Origin of the sequence: Aliiroseovarius pelagivivens, from assembly GCF_900302485.1 — a bacterium.
Lineage (GTDB): Bacteria > Pseudomonadota > Alphaproteobacteria > Rhodobacterales > Rhodobacteraceae > Aliiroseovarius > Aliiroseovarius pelagivivens.
The window spans coordinates 961,855-979,096 of record NZ_OMOI01000001.1 but is presented as its reverse complement, the minus strand read 5'-3'; the positions used below and the strand labels follow the sequence as shown (position 1 = coordinate 979,096).

Here is a 17,242-nt window from a genome sequence, read left to right as displayed (position 1 = left end):
CGCTATTTCAAGTACAGAACCAGCACGAGGACCGAGGCAAGGATCAGCGCGGTTCCCGCATACTCGCGCCCGCTGACCTTTTCTCGGAACACGAAAAGCGTGGCGGCGTAGGAAAACAGAAGCTCAACCTGACCAAGCGCTTTGACAAGGGCCGCGTTTTGCAGCGTGAAGGCTGTGAACCAGCAGAAACTGCCGATCATCGAGCTTAGCCCAACCAGCACGCCCACGCGCCACGCTTTGAGCACGCGGGTGACTTCGCCTTTCTCGCGCAGGACCATCCAGCTGGCCATGACAAGCGACTGAAACGCAGTGACAATGGCCAAGGTGAAGCCTGCACGCGACACCACATCCTCGACACCCAACGACAGGGATGCGCCGCGGTACCCGATGGCCGAAAAGGAAAAGAGCAGCCCAGCCCCAAGCCCCAAGGCGGCCGCCTTGTTGAAAAACCGGCGCCAGCCTTTCCCACCCTCCGGTGGGTCAGACAGAAGGATCAACCCGAAGAACCCGATGCCAATCGCCAGCGCTCCGGCCATTCCGATCCCTTCGCCAAGCACCAAAAGTCCGGTCAAGGCGGTTAGTACGACCTCGGTCTTTTTGAAGGTGATCCCAACAGCGAAATTGCGTTCAGCAAACAGCGCAACCACACAGATCGTCGCCAGAATCTGGGCAATTCCGCCGGTGAAGGCAAAGACAAAAAATCGCGCGTCGGGCCGTGGTACATCCAGCCCGGTGACCGCGAAATAGCCCGCCATCAGCACCGCCACCAGCGGGGCCGAATAGACAAACCGCGCGAAGGTGGCCCCTGTCGCGCTAAGCCGTGTATCCTTCAGCCGCTTTTGCAGCATAAATCGCAGGTTCTGCGAGAACGCGGCCAGTATGGTGATGGGGATCCAAGCTTGCATGATCACGGCTTCGCATGTCCCACGCTCCTTCGCAAGCGCGTGCTCTACCGCGTTTGCAACCGATCTTTGGCGTAACCGTTGAAGGCCAGCACCTCGGCCGCGGCCTTGATCCGATCTTCACCGCCAGTGCGGCTTCGGTCGATGATCCAGCCGAAACTTCCCGAAGGTGTACCGATCGCAGCCGTGCGAAAGTCAGCATCCACCCAAAGCACCCAGTATTCCGTGCCGAAAGGCGGGGTGCCTACGGTGATCCGGCCAGGGGTGCTCATCCGTGCGTCATACCGTTCTCGTGCGCTCGCTGCATTGCTCAGCGTGATACCAGTGATGCCGCCTGCGCCGTGTTCGACCGAGACATTGCCGTAAAGGGGCTTCTGACCGGGATGCACAAACTCGCCCCGGATCACCCAGTCTCCGGCAAAACGAGCCGCATCAAAGCGCGTGGTCGAACTGATGGGACGTTTGGTATTGCGGTGAAATTCAACACCGCCATTGCTGACGCAGGCCGCGACCAAGGATGGCGCAGCGGCAACCATCCCCAGTTTCAACACAGATCGTCGATCAATCATTCCAAACTCCGTCCGTGAGTTCCAACACACCAGCCCTTAGTAGGGCATAGGATGCGCGCGATGTGCCGCGTCGATATCGGCCAGAACATCGTCCGACAAGACCAGATCTTTACCATCCAGAATATGCCCCAGCTGCTCCATCGAGGACGCACCGAAGATCGTAGAGCCCATGAAGGGCCGACCGACCGAGAAGGCCAACGCCATCTGGACCAGATCAAGGCCATGCTTGTCCGCAACCGCCTGATAGGCATCCACGGCCGGGAACGCACGATCGGTCACACGCCCACCAAGTCCGGGGTAGATCGAAAGCCGAGACCCATCAGGAACGGCACCTTTCTGGTACTTCCCGGACAAAAGGCCCGTCGCCAACGGCGAATAAGACAAAACACGCGCGCCTTCCTGCATGCACATCTCGGCCAGATCGGTGTCGGCCAGACGGCACATCAGGCTGTATTCATTCTGGATCGAGATCACCTCAGGCGCGCCCATTTCACGGGCCAGACGCAACCATTGGGCCGTGCCCCAAGCGCTTTCATTCGACAGGCCGAAGTGGCGTACTTTGCCCGCGGCCACGACCTCGGCCATGGCAGTCAGAACGTCACGCATATGGGCTTCTGTTTCTTCGCGGTTCTGGTTCGACGGATCAAAAGTCCAGTTCTGACGGAAGGCATAACTGCCACGCAGAGGCCAGTGGGTCTGGTAGATGTCGATATAGTCGGTCTGCAGCTTATCCAGCGACTCATCCACCGCCTGATGGATGATCGCGCTGTCATAGCCCTTGCCATCGCGTTTCCAACCGGGGTTGTCACCAGACACTTTCGTCGCGATGACCACATCGTCACGCCGCCCAGTCTTGGCCAGCCATGTGCCAATGACGGCCTCGGATGCACCGCAGCGTTCTGCCTTGATCGGGTTCACCGGATACATCTCGGCCGTGTCGATGAAGTTGCCGCCGTGATCCAGAAACATGTCGATCTGAGCGTGACCTTCGGCCTCGGAATTCGTTGACCCCCACAGCATCGAGCCCAGAGAAAGCGCACTAACCTCAAGTGCACCATTGGCAAGCTTATTCATTCGCATTCTGCGTCTCCCTTATCGGACGGTCAAACTGGTGTGACGGCAAAGTTATGTACGCCAGTGAAAATCACAAGTCGTCACCGGCATTTCCTGCCATTCCAGTAGATTTAGAGCGTCGTATTCGTGGCACCACCATCCAACAGCACATTTTGGCCAACCATGAAGCCAGCATGCTGCGAACACATGAACGCACAAGTGGCGCCGAACTCTTCCTTGGTGCCATAGCGACCTGCGGGAAGCGTGTTGTATTTTTCAGCCCGCGCTTCATCGAAAGAAATTCCGCCAGCATCCGCAGCAGCCTGATCCAACGAGATCATGCGATCTGTGTCGTGCAGCCCCGGCAGAAGATTGTTGATGATGACACCCTGTCCCGCCATCTGACGCGACACGCCGGCGACAAAACCGGTCAGTCCGGTGCGCGCTGTATTGGACAGCCCCAGAACGGCAATCGGCGCTTTCACGGACACGCTGGTAATGTTCACAACCCGGCCCCAGCCGCGATCTGCCATGCCCGGGATCAGCGCCTGCATCAAGGCAATTGGTGTCAGCATGTTGGCCTCAAACGCCGCAATGAACGCATCGCGTTCCCAGTCCGTCCACGTACCCGGAGGCGGCCCGCCCGCATTGGTCACAAGGATATCAACGTCGCCCGCTGCTTCCAAAACCCGTGCTCGACCCTCGTCCGAGGTGATGTCGGCTGCAACAGTTACGACCTCGACACCTGTTTCGGCGCGGATCACCTCGGCCGCTTCAAGCAACGGTCCTTCGGTACGCGCATTCATCACAAGCGACACGCCTTCGCGCGCCAGCGCCTGCGCGCAGCCAAAACCCAATCCTTTGGACGATGCGCAAACCAGCGCGCGTTTTCCAGAGATTCCCAGATCCATCTTATCCTCCACCGTGTTTGATCAAGACCTAACAGCGCACCGGGCGCGAGGGAAGCGTCCATGCATGTTGCACCACCCTGCCCTCGCCGCTATATGCGACCCATGTTGGATACGAACACAAACCGCCCCGAATTGCCGCCCGAGATTGCGCGCCGTCGCACATTTGCGATCATCAGCCACCCGGACGCCGGCAAGACGACCCTGACTGAAAAATTCCTTCTGTATGGTGGCGCCATTCAGATGGCCGGACAGGTACGCGCAAAGGGCGAAGCACGACGCACGCGATCTGACTTCATGAAGATGGAGCAAGACCGGGGGATTTCGGTTTCCGCCTCGGCCATGTCGTTCGATTTCGGCAAGTATCGCTTCAACCTTGTCGACACGCCCGGCCACTCCGACTTCTCGGAAGACACCTATCGCACGCTGACTGCCGTGGACGCGGCCGTCATGGTGATCGACGGCGCGAAAGGTGTGGAAAGCCAGACGCAGAAACTGTTCGAGGTCTGCCGCCTGCGTGACCTTCCGATCCTGACCTTCTGTAACAAAATGGACCGCGAAAGCCGCGATACATTTGATATTATTGATGAAATCCAAGAGAACCTGGCCATCGACGTATCCCCTGCCAGCTGGCCCATCGGCATGGGTCGCGATTTCATGGGCACCTATGACCTTCTGAATGACCGTCTGGAACTGATGGACCGCGCCGACCGAAACGTCGTCGCCGAGACCATCGAGATCAACGGTCTGGACGACCCAAAACTGGCCGAGCACGTGCCCGAGCACCTGCTTGAGAAGTTCTTGGAAGAGGTCGAGATGGCCAAAGAGCTTCTGCCCACGATCGACCCGCAGTCGGTGCTCGAAGGCCATATGACGCCGATCTGGTTCGGCTCGGCCATCAACTCGTTCGGCGTGCAGGAACTGATGCAGGGTATCGCCAATTATGGCCCCGAACCCCAACCCCAACAGGCTTCTCCTCGCACCATTGCACCCGAGGAAAAGAAGGTCGCTGGCTTTGTCTTCAAAGTTCAAGCGAACATGGACCCGAAGCACCGCGACCGTGTGGCGTTCATGCGTCTGGCCTCGGGACATTTCAAACGTGGTATGAAACTGACCCATGTGCGATCGAAAAAACCGATGGCCGTGTCGAACCCTGTGTTGTTCCTTGCTTCAGACCGTGAACTGGCGGAAGAGGCATGGGCGGGCGACATCATCGGTATTCCGAACCACGGACAACTGCGCATTGGTGACACTCTGACCGAAGGCGAGATGATCCGCGCCACCGGCATTCCGTCTTTCGCGCCCGAACTGCTGCAAGTCGTGCGGGCGGGCGATCCTATGAAAGCCAAGCACCTCGAAAAGGCGCTGATGCAGTTTGCGGAAGAAGGTGCCGCCAAGGTATTCAAACCGAACATCGGCTCGGGCTTCATCGTCGGCGTTGTCGGCGCGCTTCAGTTCGAAGTGCTCGCCAGCCGGATCGAGCTGGAATACGGTCTGCCGGTACGCTTTGAACAGTCACAGTTCACCTCGGCCCGCTGGATCCTTGGCGACAAGGACGAGGTCGAGAAGCTGGTGAATTCCAATAAACAGCACATCGCCCATGACAACGATGGCGATCCGGTGTTTTTGACGCGCCTTCAATGGGATATCGACCGGGTTGAACGCGATTATCCCGATCTGACATTGTCCGCCACCAAGGAAATGATGGTGTAAGCCATGTGCCCGCCACGCCCTTCGCCCCTGCAAAACCGCGTTTTGCCAACGGGCGAGATCGTGGCGGATCCCGCACGCGGCATGTTCACCGGGAACCGGGGTATTCTGCCTTTCACTGAAGGGCGTCTTGGTACGTCGCGTTGGAAGCACCAACACTGGATCATCTGCGACCTGACGCATCCCAGGGGACGCTATCACGGCCCGATGCCTGTGCGCGCGTGGACACCTTTATTCTTCCTTGATGAAGCCGTCGGACTTGCCGCCGGCCATCGTCCCTGCGCCTATTGTCGTCCTGACGCCTACCGCGCCTTCAAGTCTGCGTGGGAAGAAGCGTATGGCCTTATGGGGCACCAACAGATCGATCGCATGCTGCACAAAGCCCGCGTGACCCGCAGCCGACAGCAGGTCCGACATATGGCCCATTGCTCGGATCTGCCTGACGGGACGTTCATTTTGCTGGACCAGAATCCGCACCTATTGCTTGGTGCCCTCGCCCGTCGCTTTTCCAAGCACGGATACAGCACCTCTGCTGCCCGCCCAAACACAATGGTAGAGGTTCTGACCCCAGCCCCAACGGTCGCTATATTGCGCGCCGGGTTCCGGCCAAAGCTGCATTCTGGCGCGTGATCCGTGCAACAGCGGCGAGTTTTCGTCCGTAATTCACGCAATCTGACCCATGTCATTGACCCTAGCGCCTTTTTTCTTTAGGCACTTCGTCATCAGAAGGGACGCGAAAGCGCACGCCAAACGGGCTTCCCTTATTAAGCCGCACGGGCGCAGGATGTCCGTGAAACAGGACATACATGACCAAATTTTCTGACTTGAAACTCAGCCCCAAGGTGCTGAAAGCTATTGACGAAGCGGGCTATGAAAGCCCCACCCCCATTCAAGCAGGCGCTATTCCCCCTGCCCTTGAAGGCCGCGACGTGCTGGGCATCGCCCAGACCGGCACCGGCAAGACAGCCTCGTTCACGCTGCCCATGATTTCTGCGCTTGCGCGCGGTCGGGCACGGGCGCGGATGCCGCGATCTCTGGTGCTCTGCCCAACTCGCGAGCTGGCCGCGCAGGTTGCCGAAAACTTCGACGTTTACGCAAAACACGTAAAACTGACCAAAGCGCTGTTGATCGGCGGAGTCAGCTTTAAAGAACAAGATCAGCTGATCGACCGTGGTGTCGATGTTCTGATTGCCACGCCGGGTCGTTTGCTGGACCATTTCGAACGTGGGAAGCTGCTGCTGACTGGCGTGCAGATTATGGTGGTAGACGAAGCCGACCGTATGCTGGACATGGGTTTCATCCCCGATATCGAACGCATCTTTGGCCTGACACCGTTCACCCGCCAGACGCTGTTCTTCTCGGCCACGATGGCTCCGGAAATCGAACGGATCACCAACACCTTCCTGTCGAACCCCGAACGGATCGAGGTTGCCCGTCAGGCCACCACATCCGAGACGATCACGCAGGAATTGTGCATGTTCAAAGCGTCGCGTCGTGATCGAGCTGCCAGCGAAAAGCGCAAGCTTCTTCGGGCTCTGATCGACCGTGAAGGCGATAAATGCTCCAACGCGATCATTTTCTGCAACCGGAAGACAGATGTAGATATCTGCGCGAAATCTCTTAGCAAGTACGGCTATGACGCGGCCCCAATCCACGGGGATCTGGAACAGTCCAAGCGCATGGAAGTACTTGATGGGTTCCGTGCAGGCACGCTTCGGTTCTTGTGTGCGTCGGATGTGGCGGCCCGTGGGCTTGATATTCCGAATGTCAGCCACGTGTTCAACTATGATGTGCCGGGCCATGCGGAAGACTACGTTCACCGTATCGGGCGCACCGGGCGCGCCGGGCGTGAAGGCAAAGCCATCATGATCTGCGAGCCGCGCGACGAAAAGAACCTGGATGCTATTGAGCGCTTGATCGAGAACGCCGTTCCGCGAGTCGACAATCCTCTGAAGGCCGATAGCCCATTGAAGGACGAAAAGCCCAAGCGCAGCCGCGCAAAGCCGGATGAAGAAAAGGCCGAAAAGCCCGTCCGTAAGCGCAGGACCGAGAAGCCTAAAGAAGACGTGGTCGAGGCCGCGCCTGCGGAACAGCCACAGCCCGAAGCCAAGCCAGAACGCAACGAGCGTAACGAGCGTAACGAGCGTAACGAGCGTAACAAACCTCGTGGCCGTGGCAACAATCGCGGCGGCGGCAATAAGGTTGTTGGCATGGGCGATCACCTGCCCGAGTTCATCGCCAAAAGTTTTGATGAGCGGCGCGCGGGATAACTCCAGCGCCACTCTGCACAACTAAAAACGCGACGCCCAATCAGGCGTCGCGTTTTTTTGTTTCAGCTCTTAAGACTGGATCACTCCAACCGGCTGACCACGATGGTCACTTCCGGCTTGCGCCCAATCTCGTCATTGGTGGACTTGCGTGCGATGCGTTTCAGTTCATCGCCCAGCTTGTCTTCGTCACGCAACGTCTTGTTTGACGCACGCATCAGGAACTGGCCCAGATCCTGTTCCAACACGTCGACAAGCGGCGCTTTGGATTTGCCGACCTCGGGCAGGCCCATCAGCTCGACCCACGGTTCGCCCAGCGGTTCGTTGCCATCCAAAATGACATTCACAATCACATGGCCATTCAACGCCAACCGGATCCGGTCGCGGACGATCCCGTCCAGGGCACCGATCAGGATGTCTCCGTCCAGATAGATCCGATCCGTTTCAACATGTTCCACCACATGTGGCACATCGCCGGTCAGGTCACAGACCGCGCCATTCACCACGACCAACGAGGACCGTCCGCCCTGTTCGGCCAGTTTGGCGTGTTCGCGCAGATGGCGGTGCTCGCCGTGCATTGGGATAACCATCTGCGGGTCAATGATCTCGTGCACACGTAGCAAATCGGGGCGATTGGCGTGACCGGACACGTGATAGCGATCGTTTTCGGCTACCAGTTCGACTCCCATCTCGGAAAACGCGTTCATAATGCGGATTACACCGCGTTCGTTGCCCGGAATGGTCTTGGACGAGAACAGGAACATGTCCCCTTCCGCCATCGATAAGCCCATATATTTTCCGCGCGCCAATTGCGCCGAAGCGGCACGGCGTTCGCCCTGCGATCCGGTCACGATCAGCATCAGGTTCTCGCGAGGAATATCGCGCGCGTCTTCCGGCGTCACCGTGGTTGGGAAGTCGTGAAGAACCGAGGTCTCGATCCCCGCCTGAACCATCCGCCGCATGGCGCGTCCCAACAGACAGACCGAGCGGCCTGCAGCCTTACCCGCGTCCGCGAGCTGCTTTACCCGCGCCACGTTCGAGGCAAATGTGGTTGCTACCACCATATGGGGGGCGTCTTTCAACAGCGTTACCAGCTCGGGGCCGACCTCGGCTTCCGAGCGGCCCGGAGCGGGGGAAAACACGTTGGTCGAGTCGCAGACCAGTGCTTTCACACCGGGCTTCGCCACCTCGCGCCACAGCTCTTCATCAAATGCGTCGCCCAGAACCGGTGTTTCATCCAGTTTGAAATCGCCCGTATGCACGATCCGGCCCGCAGGTGTGTCGATGATCAAACCCGCACTTTCGGGAATCGAATGGCTGAGCGGAAGATAGCTGACTTTAAACGGCCCAGCTTCGATTACCTGTGGATAGACACCAGCCGTGATCACCGCTTCGGGCACCTGTCCTGCTTCCTCCATCTTGCGCTGCGCATGATATCGGGTGAATGGACGTGCATGGATCGGCGCCTTCAGTTTCGAATACAACCGACCCACTGCGCCCACGTGATCCTCGTGCGCGTGGGTGATGAAAATCGCTTCCAAACGGTCGACATTTGCCGCAAGCCACGAAATATCGGGCATAATCAGGTTTACACCCGGTGTCGTATCCATATCCGGGAAGGTGACGCCCAGATCCACAAGGATCAGACGTTCCTTGCCGGGCTTGCCATAGCCATAGACATAGGCGTTCATGCCGATCTCGCCGGCGCCCCCCAACGGGAGGTAAATCAGACGGTCAGCACTCATATGTTGCCCTGTTCCTTGTTGTAGTCATAGATGCGCACAAGCCCGTGCATGGTCAGATCATGATCGATCTCGTCATATAGATGGGCGCCTTGTTCAAAGAGCGGCGCCAGCCCTCCTGTTCCGATGACCTTCATTGTAAGGCCGTATTCGTCTTTGATTTTCTGCACCAATCCCTGCACCAGGCCCACATAGCCCCAGAAGATACCAGATTGGATGCAGCCCACAGTGTTGGTTCCAATGACCTTTTCGGGCTGGGTCACGTCGACATGGGGCAGTGCCGCCGCCCCTTGGTGCAAAGCTTCAAGCGACAGGTTTACACCCGGCGCGATCACACCTCCGATATAGGCACCGTCATGCGCCACCACATCAATATTCGTGGCGGTGCCGAAATCCACGACCATGCAGTCGCCGCCATAGCTTTCAAACGCGGCCACTGCGTTGGCCAAACGGTCCGGCCCCGGTGTGGTCCCCTGATCAACACGAGGGGCTACTGGCAGAAGACAATCCGGCCTGCCAACGACAAGCGGGCGGCAACCAAAGAAACGATCCGCAAAGACACGCAGGTTCCACACCACGCGTGGCACAGTCGAGCTGACCACCACGCCGGTGATGTCCGGGTCGATCTTATAGTGGCTGATCAGCGTCGAGAACCACGTGAAATAAGCATCCGCCGTGCGCGAATGGTGGGTCGAGGTCCTGAGCGTGCACAGGAATTTCTCGCCATCCCAGATCGAGAAAACGGTGTTCGTGTTGCCGCAATCAATGGCCAAAAGCATGGGCCACTCCTTCAGAAAAAGATCTCTGCCGCGGGGATGACCTCGCGGGATTTTGCTGTTGATAGGACAAGGTTGCCCTGCGCGTCTACTGTTTCAAATCGTCCCACGTATTCGTCGCGGGTGGTGCGGGCTGTGATGACCTCGCCCAGACGGGCGGCGCGGGCCAGCCAAGCCTCGCGAATTGGCTCGAACCCATAGGTGGTAAATTGGGTTTCATAATGCTGGTAAGCAGGGGCCAGAAAACCCAGAAACTCTTCAGGGGTAAGCTGCACACCCGTTTCGCCCGCCAGACTGACTGGGGCCAAGGCGGTGGCTTCGACCTGTTCTGTTTGTGGCGCGTCGATCAGATTCACACCGATCCCGATGGCGATGTGGCTGACCTGTCCACCGGCCAAGCCTGCGCTTTCTAGAAGGATGCCCGCAACCTTGCCACCATTCAGCAGCACATCATTGGGCCATTTTAGCGAAAGCCCACTTGTACGTCCGGTAGCTGCGGCAAACGCATCATAAAGCGCCAAGGACGCCACAAAGCTGCGCAGCGCAACCTTATCTGGAGTCTCATTCGGACGCATAACCAGCGTGGCCGAGAAGTGGCCGCGCGGCGCGGCCCAAGGCCGGCCCCGGCGCCCGCGCCCAGCAGTCTGCTTTAGCGCCAGCACCCATGCGGGGCCCAAAAGGCCCGGCGCGATACGCCGGGCCTCTTCGTTTGTGCTGTCCACACTGGCCAGAATGCGCTTTTCAACACCTTCGGGCCAATGGGGCAGACCGTTATTTGACAAGAGCTTCTGCCGCCGCTGCTGCGGCTCCTTCGATGCCGAAGAAGTTTACAACACCCAGCAGGATGATCGCAGCCGATCCCATCAGGGCGGCCCATGCTGCAGGCGACATATTCAGCTCGACGCCCTCACCTTCCGCACCGAAATACATGAAGTAGACGATACGCAGGTAATAGAAGGCACCGATGACGGATGCGATCACACCAGCCACAGCCAACCACGCCATTCCGGCCTGAACGGCCGCGACAAGAACACCATATTTGGCAAAGAAGCCAAGCATCGGCGGCACACCGGCCAGCGAGAACAGCAGGATCAGCATGGCCAGACCCTTCAGCTTGTCGTTCACGGCAAACTGGTTTAGCGACGCGATGTCGGTGACCGCGCGACCATCACGCTCCATCGACATGATGAAAGCGAAGGTGCCGATGTTCATGGTCAGATAGACAGCCATGTAAAGCAGCATGGCCTGAACGCCATACTCACTGCCCGCGGCAAGACCCAGCAGGGCGAAGCCCATATGCGCAATGGACGAATACGCCATCAGACGCTTGATGTTGGTTTGACCAATCGCAGCGAACGCGCCAAGGAACATCGACAGTACGGCCAGAAGCGCGATGATCTGCTGCCAGTCGCCTACGGCTTGACCGAAAGCGTCAAACAGAACGCGGGCAAACAGGCCCATTGCGGCCAGTTTCGGCGCTGTGGCGAAGAAGGCGGTGACCGGGGTCGGCGCGCCTTCATAGACGTCCGGCGTCCACATGTGGAACGGCACGGCCGAAACCTTGAAAGCCAGACCGGCAGTCACGAAGACCAGACCGATCAGCATTCCGAGGCCAACCTGACCGTGGTTCGCGGCTTCTATGATGCCCGAGAACAACGTCGTACCCGAATAGCCATATACCAACGACGAACCGTAGAGCAGAAGGCCTGACGACAGAGCACCCAGCACGAAGTATTTCAGACCGGCTTCGGTCGACTTCACGCTGTCTCGATTCAACGAGGCGACGACATAGAGCGACAACGACTGAAGCTCGAGGCCCATATACAGCGTCATCAGATCGCCAGCCGAAACCATGACCAACATGCCAACTGTTCCCAGCGTGATCAGAATGGGGTATTCGAATTTCAGCAGACCACGACGCGACATGGTCGCCTCGCCCATGACCAACACAGCAGCTGCGGCCAGCAAGATCGCAACCTTGGCGAACCGCGAATAAGCGTCGTCCAGGAACATACCGCCGAAGGCAGCGGTGTTTCCGTCTCCGCCGGCGACCATCAGGGCCACGACAACCATCACGGCGCCGGTGATCCAGGTGATCGGTTTGGCCAGCGCGTCCTTCGATGTATAGACCGCGCCCAGAAGCGCCACCATCGCATAGACCGCAAGGATCAGCTCAGGCAGAACCGTTTGAATATCAACAGAGCTCATCTTTCGCTCTCCTTAATGCGCTGCGGCCTGAGCCATCTCTGCAGCATCTGCAGGAACGGCGGCGTGGAAATTGGTCAGAAGCGCCTCGACCGAGGGGCCAATGATGTCCGTGACCAGCGACGGGTAGACACCCAGAAGCAGGGTCATGAAGACGAGCGGTGCGAAGATTGCTTTCTCGCGTGCGTTCATCTCGGTGATCGACTTCAGGCTTTCCTTGATCAGGTCGCCAAAGACGACACGACGGTAAAGGTAAAGCGCGTAAGCGGCCGAGAAGATCACGCCCGAGGTCGCAACCAGAGCTACCCAGGTGTTGGCTTTGAACATGCCGACCAGCGTCAGGAATTCACCGACGAAACCCGAAGTGCCCGGCAGGCCTACGTTTGCCATGGTGAAGAACATGAAGATCAGCGCGTAAGCTGGCATCCGGTTCACAAGGCCGCCATAGGCCGAGATCTCGCGGGTGTGCATACGGTCATAGATCACGCCAACACACAGGAAGAGCGCGCCCGAGATGAAGCCGTGGCTCAGCATCTGGAAGATCGCGCCGTCCAAACCTTGTTGGTTCAACGAGAAGATACCGGCAGTGACATAGCCCATGTGAGCAACCGACGAATACGCGATCAGCTTTTTCATGTCTTCCTGAACCAGCGCCACTAGCGAGGTGTAAACAATGGCGATCGCCGACATCCACAGGACAAAGCAGGCCATCGTGTCTGCCCCAATGGGGAACATCGGAAGCGAGAACCGCAGGAAGCCATAGCCACCCATTTTCAACAGGATCGCAGCCAGAACAACCGAACCAGCGGTCGGGGCCTGAACGTGTGCATCAGGCAACCAGGTGTGCACCGGCCACATCGGCATCTTGACCGCGAAGCTTGCGAAGAAGGCCAGGAACAGCAGCGTCTGAGCGCCGCCCACGACCTGAATGCCCAGTAGGCTGAAGTCTTCCGAGCCGAAGCTGTGGTTCATCAGGGTCGGAATATCCGTCGTGCCTGCGTCGACGAACATATAGATCATCGCAACCAACATCAGGACCGAGCCAAGGAACGTATAGAGGAAGAACTTGAAGGACGCATAGATGCGCTCTTTGCCGCCCCAGATACCGATGATCAGGAACATCGGGATCAGACCTGCTTCGAAGAACAGGTAGAACAGCACCAGATCCAGTGCCATGAAGACGCCCAGCATCAGGGTCTCGAGCAGCAGGAAGGCAATCATGTATTCCTTCACGCGGGACGTAACACCCCAGCTGGCCCAGATGGTCAGCGGCATCATGAAGGTGGTGAGCATCACGAACAGGACCGAGATCCCGTCGACACCCATCTTGTACTTCAGGCCCATGATCCACTCGCCCTCTTCCACGAACTGGAAGCCGGTGTCAGCAGAATCAAACCCGATGAGCACCAAAAGCGAGAAAAGGAAGGTTGCAACCGTCGCTGCCAGCGCAAGGTATTTCGCGTTGCGCCCGGCCGCTTCGTCATCTCCGCGCAGGAACAGCGCGAGGATCACCGCCGCGACCAGCGGCAGGAAGGTGATGATGGAAAGCAGGTTGTTCATTAGTGCGCTCCACCGCTGAAGATAATCATGATTGTCACCAGAGCGACGATGCCAAGGACCATCGCGAAGGCATAAGAGAAGACGTAACCGGTCTGTGCACGGCCCGCCATTTTGGTGAACCAAGGCACGACGCCCATCGCCACTCCATTCAGGAAGCCGTCAATCACGTTGCCGTCACCGCGTTTCCACAAGAACCGTCCGATCGCAAAGGCAGGCTTGACGAAAAGGATGTCGTAGATCTCGTCGAAGTACCATTTGTTCAGCAGGAAGTTGTAGACCAGCGGGAATGTGGCCGCGAGGCGTTTGGGCAGCGACGGGTTCACAATGTAGAACCAATAGGCCGTGACGAAACCGATGATCATCGCAACGAAGGGCGACACTTTCACCCACTTCGGAGCGTGGTGAGCCTCGTCCATGACATGGTTATCGGCTGCCATGAAGATCGCGCCTTTCGGGGCCTCTCCGTGATGGGCAGCAGCGACAGGCGCATGCGCCGGATCTGCCATGGTTTCGGCATGTGCCTCGTCCGTGGCATGACCTTCGTCGGAATGCGTGTCTGCCGCATGATCATCGTCATGTGTGACAGCAGCGTCACCGTGACCGGCATCCGCCTCCGCGTGGCTTTCGATCCCGAAGAAGTGGTTGACCTTGTGGTGATCGCCAAAGAACGAGCCGTACCAGATCATGCCAGAGAAGATCGCACCCAACGCCAGAATACCCAGCGGGATGGTCATAACCAGCGGGCTTTCATGTGCGTGCTCATGCGTATGCTTGTCGCCGCGTGCCTTGCCGTAGAACGTCATGAACATCAGGCGCCAGCTGTAGAAGCTGGTGAACAGCGCCGCGATGACCAGCATCCAGAAGGCATATCCGCCTTGGGTGCCAGCATAAGCGCTCTCGATTACTGCGTCTTTCGACAGGAAGCCCGCAAAGCCGATGGTGGTCAGCGGGATGCCGACACCGGTGATGGCCAGCGTACCGATCATCATCGCCCAGAAAGTAATGGGCAGCTTCTTACGCAGGTTACCGTAGTTCCGCATGTCCTGTTCGTGATGCATTCCGTGGATGACCGAACCGGCCCCAAGGAACAGCATCGCCTTGAAGAAAGCGTGGGTGAACAGGTGGAACATAGCGACCGAGTAGACGCCGACGCCCGCAGCCACGAACATGTAGCCCAGCTGCGAACAGGTCGAATATGCGATCACGCGTTTGATGTCGTTCTGCACAAGGCCCACAGTCGCCGCGAAGAACGCGGTGGTGGCGCCAAGGAAGACGATGAAGTTTGTGGCCTCGGGGGCGTATTCCATCAGGGGCGACATGCGGCAGACAAGGAAGACACCCGCAGTCACCATGGTTGCAGCGTGGATCAGAGCCGACACAGGGGTCGGGCCTTCCATCGCATCCGGAAGCCAGGTGTGCAGGATCAGCTGCGCCGATTTACCCATCGCACCGACGAACAGCAAGAAGGCCAGCAGGTTCGCCGCGTTCCAGTCACGCCACAGGAAGTGGAGGTTGGTTTCCGCCAGCGCAGGCGCTGCTGCGAATACATCGTCAAAGCGGATGCTGTCGGTCATGTAGAACAGGCCGAAGATCCCCAGCGCGAAGCCAAAGTCACCCACACGGTTGACCACGAAGGCTTTGATCGCCGCCGCGTTGGCCGAGGGCTTCTTATAGTAAAAGCCGATCAGCAGATACGAGGCCACACCCACACCTTCCCAGCCGAAGAACATCTGCAGCAGGTTGTCCGAGGTCACCAGCATCAACATGGTGAAGGTAAAGAAGGAGAGATAGGCGAAGAAACGGGGGCGATAGCTTTCGCCCTCGAACTGCGGATCATGGGCCATATAGCCCATCGAATAAAGGTGAACCAGCGACGAGACCGAGGTCACGACGATCAACATGATCGCGGTCAGACGGTCCAGACGGATCGACCAATCAACCGACAGGCTGCCCGACTGCACCCAATCCATCAGGTGAATGATCTGTGTCTCGGACCCAAGACCAAGGAAAGTGATCCAGGACAGGAACGCCGACCAGAACAGCAGGGCTGTCGTCAGGATCTGCGCGCCCTTGTCTCCGATGAAGCGGTGGCCAAAGCCAGCGATCAACGCGCCAATCAGCGGGGCAAAAAGGATGAACTGTACCATCTTTGGTTAGCCTTTCATCACGTTGACATCTTCGACAGCAATCGTGCCGCGGTTGCGGAAGAAGCTGACAAGGATCGCCAGACCAATGGCGGCTTCAGCAGCGGCCACAGTCAGTACAAAGAGCGTGAAGACCTGCCCCGTCAGATCGCCCAGATAGGACGAAAAGGCGACGAGGTTGATGTTCACGGAAAGAAGCATCAGTTCGATCGACATCAGCAAAATGATGACGTTCTTACGGTTCAGGAAGAGCCCGAAAATGCCGATGACGAACAGCGCCGCACCAACTGCGAGATAGTGTTCAAGACCTACCATTTTGTCCCTTCCATTCCGGGTGCTTCGTTTGGCACCCACATCGTTTTGTTCTTGTTCATCTCAGCCTCTTAAAGCCCCTGCCCCGGTTTCACGTCGATGATCTCCATCGCTTTGGCCGGGTCGCGGTGCATCTGGGCCATTACGTTCTGGCGCTTCACATTCGTACGGTGGCGCAAGGTCAGGACGATGGCGCCGATCATGGCGACCAGCAGGATCAAACCAGCCAACTGGAAAAGCAGAATGTATTGGGTGTAGAGGATCTGCCCCAGAGCTTCGGTGTTATGAGCCACATCCAGCGCGGGGGTGACGGCTGCGCGTGCGGCCTCGGCCCCGTCAGCAAACTGCCAAACGCCGAAGATCGTGCCCAGTTCCATCAGCAGGATGACCCCGATCAAGAGCGCCAGCGGTAGAGACTTCGACATCTCGGCCTTCAGGGCCGCGAAGTCCACATCCAGCATCATGACGACGAACAGGAACAGCACCGCAACCGCGCCCACATAGACGATCATCAGAAGCATCGCCACGAACTCGGCGCCCAGCAGGACAAACAGGCCCGTTGCGCCGATGAAGGCAGTGATCAGCCACAGGACCGAGTGGACGGGGTTTCTTGCCATCACGGTAAAGAACCCGCCGACCACGGTGGTCATGGCAAAGAGGTAAAAGGCGAAATCGGCAACGCTCATGCGTTCCCCTCCTCGTTTTCGGCAAAGACGGCATTTGCTTCTTCAAGCGCCCGGTTCATCGCCGGCAGGCCGCCCAACATGGACATTTGATAGATCACTTCCGCGATCTCTTTTTCGGTGGCACCCGCTTCCAAAGCATGGCGCACGGTCACTTTCAGCTGAGGTCCGGCTTGCGCGCCGGCTGCGACAAGCCCGGCAAGGCCCACCAACATACGGGTTTTTGAATCCAGCCCGTCTTTGTTGAAGGTATTGCCGAACATCATGTCCATCATGTCTTTCGGCATGGTGGGCATCAGCTTGTCCAGACCCTCGGGAACGAACTTCTCGAGCGCAGGGTTGAAGGCGCGGAGCATCAGCGTGCCCTGCTCCACCATTTCAGCGTATTTCTTAGAAAAGTCGTCCATTGGA

16 protein-coding genes are annotated in these 17,242 nt (G+C 58.2%); 3 read left to right on the top strand and 13 right to left on the bottom strand.

Translation table 11 applies throughout. From position 1 onward, the window contains the following. Positions 1-2: 2 nt before the first annotated feature. From ALP8811_RS04785 to ALP8811_RS04770, 4 genes are all read right to left on the bottom strand, one after another. Positions 3-905, bottom strand: a complete 903-nt coding sequence (locus tag ALP8811_RS04785; protein WP_108856022.1) for a DMT family transporter — start codon at positions 903-905, stop codon at positions 3-5. 44 nt (positions 906-949) lie between these two features. After that, on the bottom strand, positions 950-1,471 hold the full coding sequence (locus tag ALP8811_RS04780) for a lipocalin family protein (protein WP_108856021.1): 522 nt from the start codon (positions 1,469-1,471) through the stop codon (positions 950-952). A gap of 36 nt (positions 1,472-1,507) precedes the next feature. Next, the gene (locus tag ALP8811_RS04775; protein WP_108856020.1) at positions 1,508-2,551 is read right to left on the bottom strand and encodes an aldo/keto reductase; all 1,044 of its coding nucleotides are present in this window, start codon (positions 2,549-2,551) and stop codon (positions 1,508-1,510) included. A 104-nt stretch (positions 2,552-2,655) separates the two neighbouring features. After that, on the bottom strand, positions 2,656-3,435 hold the full coding sequence (locus ALP8811_RS04770; RefSeq protein WP_108856019.1) for an SDR family oxidoreductase: 780 nt from the start codon (positions 3,433-3,435) through the stop codon (positions 2,656-2,658). 102 nt (positions 3,436-3,537) lie between these two features. Here ALP8811_RS04770 and ALP8811_RS04765 point away from each other — a divergent pair, with 102 nt between their 5' ends. The 3 genes from ALP8811_RS04765 to ALP8811_RS04755 all read left to right on the top strand — a co-directional run bounded on the left by ALP8811_RS04765 (position 3,538) and on the right by ALP8811_RS04755 (position 7,412). After that, entirely contained in the window at positions 3,538-5,145 is a 1,608-nt protein-coding gene (locus ALP8811_RS04765) for a peptide chain release factor 3 (protein WP_108857432.1), read from the top strand. 3 nt (positions 5,146-5,148) lie between these two features. Further along, on the top strand, positions 5,149-5,772 hold the full coding sequence (locus ALP8811_RS04760; RefSeq protein ID WP_108856018.1) for a hypothetical protein: 624 nt from the start codon (positions 5,149-5,151) through the stop codon (positions 5,770-5,772). Between the two features lie 176 nt (positions 5,773-5,948). Continuing rightward, positions 5,949-7,412: a DEAD/DEAH box helicase gene (locus tag ALP8811_RS04755; RefSeq protein WP_108856017.1), complete on the top strand. Its 1,464-nt coding sequence runs from the start codon at positions 5,949-5,951 to the stop codon at positions 7,410-7,412. Positions 7,413-7,492: 80 nt separating this feature from the next. Here the strand turns inward: ALP8811_RS04755 and ALP8811_RS04750 are convergent, their stop codons facing one another. The 9 genes from ALP8811_RS04750 to ALP8811_RS04710 form a co-directional block, all read right to left on the bottom strand. Then, positions 7,493-9,154 carry a ribonuclease J gene (locus ALP8811_RS04750; protein ID WP_108856016.1) on the bottom strand — a complete coding sequence of 554 codons (1,662 nt, stop codon included), beginning with the start codon at positions 9,152-9,154 and terminating at the stop codon, positions 7,493-7,495. Continuing rightward, positions 9,151-9,930, bottom strand: a complete 780-nt coding sequence (locus tag ALP8811_RS04745; protein WP_108856015.1) for a type III pantothenate kinase — start codon at positions 9,928-9,930, stop codon at positions 9,151-9,153. Before ALP8811_RS04745 ends, ALP8811_RS04750 begins: the two co-directional genes overlap by 4 nt. Positions 9,931-9,941: 11 nt before the next feature. Next, positions 9,942-10,694: a biotin--[acetyl-CoA-carboxylase] ligase gene (locus ALP8811_RS04740; RefSeq protein WP_108857431.1), complete on the bottom strand. Its 753-nt coding sequence runs from the start codon at positions 10,692-10,694 to the stop codon at positions 9,942-9,944. 4 nt (positions 10,695-10,698) lie between these two features. After that, entirely contained in the window at positions 10,699-12,135 is a 1,437-nt protein-coding gene (gene nuoN / locus ALP8811_RS04735) for an NADH-quinone oxidoreductase subunit NuoN (protein WP_108856014.1), read from the bottom strand. A gap of 12 nt (positions 12,136-12,147) precedes the next feature. Continuing rightward, a complete protein-coding gene (locus ALP8811_RS04730; RefSeq protein ID WP_108856013.1) occupies positions 12,148-13,692 on the bottom strand; it encodes an NADH-quinone oxidoreductase subunit M in 1,545 nt (514 codons plus the stop codon). After that, positions 13,692-15,839: an NADH-quinone oxidoreductase subunit L gene (gene nuoL / locus ALP8811_RS04725; RefSeq protein WP_108856012.1), complete on the bottom strand. Its 2,148-nt coding sequence runs from the start codon at positions 15,837-15,839 to the stop codon at positions 13,692-13,694. The genes ALP8811_RS04730 and nuoL overlap by 1 nt, the downstream gene beginning before the upstream one ends. A 6-nt stretch (positions 15,840-15,845) precedes the next feature. Continuing rightward, positions 15,846-16,151, bottom strand: coding sequence for an NADH-quinone oxidoreductase subunit NuoK (gene nuoK, locus ALP8811_RS04720; RefSeq protein ID WP_108856011.1), 306 nt, complete (start codon positions 16,149-16,151; stop codon positions 15,846-15,848). Between the two features lie 68 nt (positions 16,152-16,219). Next, positions 16,220-16,834 carry an NADH-quinone oxidoreductase subunit J gene (locus ALP8811_RS04715; RefSeq protein WP_108856010.1) on the bottom strand — a complete coding sequence of 205 codons (615 nt, stop codon included), beginning with the start codon at positions 16,832-16,834 and terminating at the stop codon, positions 16,220-16,222. Continuing rightward, positions 16,831-17,238, bottom strand: coding sequence for a carboxymuconolactone decarboxylase family protein (locus ALP8811_RS04710; RefSeq protein ID WP_108856009.1), 408 nt, complete (start codon positions 17,236-17,238; stop codon positions 16,831-16,833). Before ALP8811_RS04710 ends, ALP8811_RS04715 begins: the two co-directional genes overlap by 4 nt. Positions 17,239-17,242: the final 4 nt, after the last annotated feature.